This is a genomic window from Streptomyces coryli (assembly GCF_011044975.1).
GTDB lineage: Bacteria > Actinomycetota > Actinomycetes > Streptomycetales > Streptomycetaceae > Streptomyces > Streptomyces coryli.
Genome location: NZ_JAAKZV010000046.1, coordinates 34,031 through 40,816, shown reverse-complemented (window position 1 = coordinate 40,816; position 6,786 = coordinate 34,031). Strand labels below are relative to the sequence as shown.

Genomic DNA, 6,786 nt, shown 5'->3' with positions numbered 1-6,786 from the left:
GTGTATCAGAGACAGCACCGGGCCCGCCCCCGACCCCTTCGACCCGGGCCGGGCGGCGCTGGACGGGATCATCGCCTCGTCGATGGCCGCCAGCGCCCTGGAAACCGTCCGCGGCGGCGACCTTCCCCTGGTGATGCTCGACAGCGATCCCGCCGACCCCACCGCCGCGGCCACCGTCAACCTCGACCTGGACGACGGCATGCAGCAGGTGATGGCCCATCTGCTGCGCCGCGGCCACCGCCGTATCGCGCACATCGCGGCGGCGGTCGAGACCTGGACCTTCTCCGTACGCGCCCGGGCGCTGTCGCAGGCGGTGCGGCACGTGGACGGCGCCATGGTGCGCACCGAGGCGGCAGAACTCAGCGTCGACGGCGGCCGGGAGGCGGCCGAGCGCGCGCTGCAGGGGCGGGACTGGGCGCCCACGGCGCTGGTGTGCGACGACGACGTGCTCGCCGCGGGCGCCTGCAAGGCGGTGCGGCGGCTGGGCCTGCGGGTGCCCGAGGACGTGTCGGTCACCGGCTTCGACGACCTGGCCCTCGCCACGGCGGTGGAGCCGGAGCTGACCACCGTGCGGCTCCCCGCGGAGGCCGTCGGCGCGGCGGGCATGCGCGCCCTGCGTGCCGTCCTGGAGGGCGACCGGCCGCCCGGGACGACGGTGCCGGTCTCGCTCGTCGTACGGGGCTCCACGGCGGCCGCACCGCGGCGCTGAGGGGCCGCGCACGACTCCGCCCCGGCGGCGGGAAGGCCGACCGGGGCGGAATGAGCGAGCGAAGGAAATGACTGAGGGCTTAATCCTCGTCGGGCAGGTCGAGGTCCTCTTCCTCGGGCGCGGTGGCCGCGCCGCCGCTGGACTTGTCAGAGGTGGGCTCCGGCGCGGGCTGCTCACCCTCCAGCAGCCGGGAAAGCTGCCGCCCAAGAACCCGCTTGAACTTCCGCTGCTGCGACCGGGTCCGGTCCAGCACCGCCACCTCGAGCTGGTCGGCGGTGAGGGTGCGGTCCGAGCCGTTGGCATCGCGGGCGAGGCCCTCGACGGCCAGCTTCAGCGCCTCGGCGAGGGTCATCTCGTCCCGGTGCCGCTGGTCGAGATGGCTGCTGATCTGGTCGGCATTGCCGCCGACCGCCACCGAGCCGTGCTCGTCGACGATCGAACCGTCGTGCGTCAGCCGGTAGATCTGGTCATCGGCGGGGGCGTCCCCCACCTCCGCCACGATCAGCTCGACCTCATAAGGCTTCTCGGCGGCGGAGGAAAAGATGGTGCCGAGGGTCTGGGCGTAGACATTGGCGAGGCCGCGCGCGGTGACATCATCACGGTCATAGGTATAGCCGCGCAGGTCCGCGTAACGGACGCCGCCGATACGGAGGTTCTCGAACTCGTTGTACTTGCCGACCGCCGCGAACGCGATCCGGTCATAGATCTCGCTGACCTTGTGCAGCGCGCGGGACGGATTCTCGGCCACGAAAAGGATGCCGTCGGCGTACTGCAGGACCACGACGCTCCGGCCGCGCGCGATGCCCTTGCGGGCATACTCGGCGCGGTCCGCCATGGCCTGCTGCGGTGAGACATAGAACGGTGTGGACACCGGCTATCCGTCCCTTTCTGTCCTGGTGACTGCTGCTAATACCGAATGACCTTCGCCATCGTCCGTCTAGAGGACCTCGGCCCGCGGGCCGTCCGGCAGCTCCAGCCGGCCGTCCACCACGGAGCGGGCGATGTCCGTGACCTCGGCCTCGGTGAGCCGGTGATAGCCCTCGTCGGTGATGACGGTGACGATCGGGAAGATCTTGCGGGCCATGTCGGGGCCGCCGGTGGCGGAGTCGTCGTCCGCGGCGTCGTAGAGCGCCTGGACGACGGCGGTGGCGGCCTGCTCCTGGGTGAGGTCGTCGCGGTACAGCTTCTTCAGCGAGCCCCGGGCGAACACGGAACCGGAGCCCACGGCGGCAAAGCCCTTCTCCTCCGAGCGGCCGCCGGTGACGTCGTACGTGAAGATCCGGCCGCGCTCGCGGGTGAGGTCCCACCCGGCGAAGACCGGCACCACGGCGAGGCCCTGCATGGCCATGCCGAGGTTCTGGCGGATCATCGTGGTGAGGCGGTTGGCCTTGCCCTCGAGGGAGAGGACAGTGCCCTCGACCTTCTCGAAGTGCTCCAGCTCCAGCTGGAAGAGCTTGACCATCTCGACGGCGAGGCCCGCGGTGCCGGCGATGCCGATGGCGGAGTACTCGTCGGCGGGGAACACCTTCTCGATGTCCCGCTGGGCGATCATGTTGCCCATGGTGGCGCGGCGGTCGCCGGCGAGCACGACGCCGCCGGGGAAGGTGGCGGCGACGATGGTCGTGCCGTGCGGGGCCTCGACCTTGCCCTTGACCGGAGGCAGCTCGCGATTGCCGGGAAGCCGCTCGGGAGCGTGCTCCCCGAGGAACTCCATGAAGGACGACGAGCCCGGCGTCAGGAAGGCAGCCGGCAGCCGCCCGGTGCTACGAGGGTTGGCTTCCACACGTTTCCTTCCACGTAGTTGCAGCCCGGAGGCTGAAGCTCAGTACGCCACGGACCCTACCCGGACCGTGGTCGTGATCCACATGCATCTGCGGCGGGTGCCCCGACCGCCCCCATGCGGGGGCGGCGGGGACAACTCCGTGGCAGCCGCGGATTACTGCCCGCCCTTCTGAACGAACGAACGTACGAAGTCCTCGGCATTGGCCTCAAGAACATCGTCGATCTCGTCCAGAACGTCATCGACATCGTCCGACAGCTTTTCCTGCCGCTCCTTGAGATCCTCGGAGGCCTGCGCTTCCGGCGCCTCCTCGACTTCCTCAGTCGGGCGCTGCGCCTTCTGCTGGCCGCCGCCGGTGTCCTTAGTCGCCATTTCCCTCACCCCGCTCGCTCGGTTCGACGTACTCAAGATCAGACCCTACAAGGAGGGTCCGACAAAGGCCCCTCGCTTGTTACAACGTCCGAGTACCACCCTTGTGATTCCCGTTCCGGCACCTTTTCAGGCCTGCTTCGCCGCAGCTCAGCCGCCCGAAAGCACCCGGACCAGGTCCTCGGCCGTGCGGCACCGGTCCAGGAGCTCCTTGACGTGGTTCCTGGTCCCGCGCAGCGGCTCCAGCGTAGGCACCCGTTGCAGAGAGTCACGGCCGGGCAGGTCGAAGATGACCGAATCCCACGAGGCCGCGGCGACGTCGTCCGCGTACTGCTCGAGGCAGCGGCCGCGGAAGTACGCCCGGGTGTCCTCGGGCGGCGCGCCCTTCGCGCGCTCCACGTCCGGCTCCTCGAGCATCCGCTTGATGGAGCCGCGCGCCACCAGGCGGTTGTAGAGCCCCTTGTCGGGCCGTACGTCCGCGTACTGCAGGTCCACCAGGTGCAGCCGCGCCGCGTCCCAGTCGAGGCTGTCACGGCGCCGGTAGCCCTCGAGGAGCTTCTTCTTGGCGACCCAGTCCAGCTCGCCGGCCAGGCTCATCGGGTCGGACTCGAGCCGGTTGAGGGTGTCCTCCCAGCGGTTGAGTACGTCCTTGGTCTGCTCGTCGGCGTCCGCGCCGAAGCGGTCCTCGACGTATTTCCTGGCCAGCTCGCAGTACTCCATCTGGAGCTGCACGGCCGTCAGCGTCCGCCCGCTCCGCAGCTCGATCAGGTGCTCGAGCGACGGGTCGTGCGAGACCCGGTGCAGCGTCCGTACGGGCTGGTCCACCGCCAGGTCCACGGCGATGAAGTTGTCCTCGATCATCGACAGGACCAGGGCAGTAGTCCCCAGCTTCAGGTACGTCGAGATCTCCGACAGGTTCGCGTCGCCGATGATGACGTGCAGCCTGCGGTACTTCTCCGCGTCGGCGTGCGGCTCGTCCCGGGTGTTGATGATCGGACGCTTGAGGGTGGTCTCGAGGCCCACCTCGACCTCGAAGTAGTCGGCCCGCTGGCTCAGCTGGAAGCCGTGCTCGTGGCCGTCCTGGCCGATGCCGACGCGGCCGGCGCCGGTGACGACCTGGCGGGAGACGAAGAACGGCGTCAGGTGTCGCACGATGTCCGAGAAGGGGGTCTCCCGCTTCATCAGATAGTTCTCGTGCGTGCCGTAGGACGCGCCCTTGTTGTCGGTGTTGTTCTTGTAGAGGTGGATCGGCTGGGCGCCGGGCAGGTTGGCGGCCCGCTCCGCCGCCTCGGCCATGATGCGCTCGCCGGCCTTGTCCCACAGGACGGCGTCGCGGGGGTTGGTGACTTCGGGTGAGCTGTACTCGGGGTGGGCGTGGTCGACGTACAGCCGCGCGCCATTGGTGAGGATCACATTCGCCAGGCCGATGTCCTCGTCCGTGAGCTGGCTGGAGTCCGCCGCCTCCCTGGCGAGGTCGAAGCCGCGGGCGTCCCGCAGCGGGTTCTCCTCCTCGAAGTCCCAGCGGGCGCGGCGCGCCCGGTGCATCGCCGCCGCATAGGCGTTGACGACCTGGGACGAGGTGAGCATGGCATTGGCGTTCGGATGGCCCGGGACGGAGATTCCGTACTCGGTCTCGATGCCCATTACTCGCCGTACGGTCATGCGGCCCTCCTTGCCCGGCACCGCCCTCTGCCCGGGACGGTGCTCAAGTACCGCTGCGTGTCCGGCACGTTGGCGGTTCGCGCACCGGTACCGAAGAGCCTAGAACGCCTTTGCGGCGGTGGGGAGATCATTACGGTCATTGCTTTGGTATGGCTTTCGGTGCCGGTCCATGACGGTGTCCAGTAGCGGTTACCCCCGTTATGCAGCGTCCGGCTGCGGAGCCCCCCGCACAGGGGGTCCGCAGCCGGACGGCGGGGATTACAGATACTGGCCGGTGTTGGCCACCGTGTCGATGGACCGGCCGGTGTCGGCGCCCTGTTTTCCGGTGACGAGCGTGCGGATGTAGACGATCCGCTCGCCCTTCTTGCCGGAGATACGGGCCCAGTCGTCGGGGTTGGTGGTGTTGGGGAGGTCCTCGTTCTCCTTGAACTCGTCGATGCAAGCGGCGAGCAGGTGGGAGACGCGCAGACCCTTCTGGTTGTGCTCGAGGAAGGCTTTGATGGCCATCTTCTTGGCGCGGCCGACGATGTTCTCGATCATTGCGCCGGAGTTGAAGTCCTTGAAGTACAGGACTTCCTTGTCGCCGTTGGCGTACGTGACCTCGAGGAAGCGGTTCTCCTCGGACTCGGCGTACATCTGCTCGACGACCGACTGGATCATGCCGGCCACGGCCGCTTCCCTGTTGTCGCCGTGCTCGGCGACATCGTCGGCATGCAGCGGCAGGGTCTTCTTGAGGTACTTGGAGAAGATGTCCTTGGCCGCCTCGGCGTCCGGACGCTCGATCTTGATCTTCACGTCCAGCCGGCCCGGGCGGAGGATCGCCGGGTCGATCATGTCCTCGCGGTTCGAGGCGCCGATGACGATGACGTTCTCCAGGCCCTCCACACCGTCGATCTCGGAGAGCAGCTGCGGGACGATGGTGTTCTCCACGTCCGAGCTGACTCCGGAGCCGCGGGTGCGGAAGAGGGAGTCCATCTCGTCGAAGAAGACGATGACGGGGGTGCCCTCGCTCGCCTTCTCCCGGGCACGCTGGAAGACCAGGCGGATGTGCCGCTCGGTCTCACCGACGTACTTGTTCAGCAGCTCGGGACCCTTGATGTTGAGGAAGAAGCTCTTCCCCGCGGGCTGTCCGGTCACCTCGGCGACCTTCTTGGCCAGCGAGTTGGCGACGGCCTTGGCGATGAGGGTCTTGCCGCAGCCGGGGGGCCCGTACAGCAGCACGCCCTTGGGCGGCCGCAGTTCGTGCTCCTTGAAGAGATCGGGGTAGAGATACGGGAGCTCGACGGCGTCGCGGATCATCTCGATCTGGCCGCCGAGGCCGCCGATCTTTGTGTAGTCGATGTCCGGGACCTCTTCGAGGACCAGCTCTTCGACCTCGCTCTTGGGAATGATTTCGTAAACGTAGCCGGAGCGGGAGTCGAGCAGCAGGGCGTCGCCGGGGCGGATGGTGATGTCCAGCAGCGGCTCTGCGAGCCGCACCACCCGCTCCTCGTCGGTGTGCCCGACCACCAGGGCGCGCTCGCCGTCCTCAAGGATCTCCTTGAGGGTGACGATGTCCCCGGACTTCTCGAACTCCATGGCCTCGACAACGTTCAGCGCTTCATTGAGCATGAGCTCTTGTCCGCGCCGGAGTTCGTCGAGTTCCACGCTGGGGCTGACGTTCACGCGGAGCTTCCGGCCTCCGGTGAAGATGTCGGCGGTGCCATCCTCGTTGGCCTGGAGGAACACCCCGAAGCCGGCCGGCGGCTGCGCTAGCCGGTCGACCTCTTCCTTGAGGGCCACGATTTGGTCGCGGGCCTCGCGGAGGGTGTTCGCAAGCCGTTCGTTCTGGGCGGAGACTCCGGCCAGATTGGTCTGCAACTCGACGATCCGCTCTTCGAGAATTCTCGTGTGACGCGGAGAGTCGGCGAGCTTGCGTCGCAGGACGGCGATCTCCTGCTCGAGGTAGGCAATCTGACCGGTCGGGTCCTCGCCCCGGCCGCTCCGGTTGCCGCGGTTGATGTCGTCGTCGTGGGCTGCCACGGTCCTCACCTCCTCCAAGGGGAGCTGGACGCTTCCTGACCCTACCTGGAGACGTCCCAGTTGAAACCCCTAGATCAAAAAGACGTCGGGGTGTTTCTGATCATCACCCTTGCGCACGTCCTCACGCTACGGGAATACCCACTCAGCAACATCGGAAAGCGAACGGATGTGTTGCCGGGCGGGTCGGTGCCCTTCCTGGCGTGATTCGGAGCGGGCGCGCCGAGGGCTTGCCGAGCTGCCGGAT

Annotated in this window: 6 protein-coding genes and 1 pseudogene; 1 reads left to right on the top strand and 6 read right to left on the bottom strand. The window is 67.9% G+C overall.

All coding sequences use genetic code 11. The annotated features are described in order from the left end of the window. Nucleotides 1-709, top strand: a 709-nt coding sequence (locus G5C51_RS13505) for a LacI family DNA-binding transcriptional regulator (protein WP_165236846.1), incomplete at its 5' end; no start/stop codon positions are given. Nucleotides 710-788: 79 nt separating this feature from the next. Here G5C51_RS13505 and prcA read toward each other — a convergent pair. The 6 genes and pseudogenes from prcA to arc form a co-directional block, all read right to left on the bottom strand. Then, the gene (prcA, locus tag G5C51_RS13500; protein WP_165236844.1) at nt 789-1,580 is read right to left on the bottom strand and encodes a proteasome subunit alpha; all 792 of its coding nucleotides are present in this window, start codon (nt 1,578-1,580) and stop codon (nt 789-791) included. Between the two features lie 66 nt (nt 1,581-1,646). Next, on the bottom strand, nt 1,647-2,492 hold the full coding sequence (gene prcB, locus G5C51_RS13495; RefSeq protein ID WP_165236842.1) for a proteasome subunit beta: 846 nt from the start codon (nt 2,490-2,492) through the stop codon (nt 1,647-1,649). Continuing rightward, nucleotides 2,444-2,586 (bottom strand): annotated as a pseudogene (locus G5C51_RS43005) (endonuclease VII domain-containing protein); the annotation flags it as partial. The gene prcB and the pseudogene G5C51_RS43005, both read right to left, overlap by 49 nt. A gap of 59 nt (nt 2,587-2,645) precedes the next feature. Beyond that, a complete protein-coding gene (locus G5C51_RS13490; protein ID WP_165236840.1) occupies nt 2,646-2,861 on the bottom strand; it encodes a ubiquitin-like protein Pup in 216 nt (71 codons plus the stop codon). 147 nt (nt 2,862-3,008) lie between these two features. Then, entirely contained in the window at nt 3,009-4,520 is a 1,512-nt protein-coding gene (gene dop, locus G5C51_RS13485) for a depupylase/deamidase Dop (protein ID WP_338118125.1), read from the bottom strand. Nucleotides 4,521-4,778: 258 nt separating this feature from the next. Beyond that, the gene (gene arc / locus G5C51_RS13480; protein WP_165236838.1) at nt 4,779-6,542 is read right to left on the bottom strand and encodes a proteasome ATPase; all 1,764 of its coding nucleotides are present in this window, start codon (nt 6,540-6,542) and stop codon (nt 4,779-4,781) included. Between the last annotated feature and the right edge of the window lie 244 nt (nt 6,543-6,786).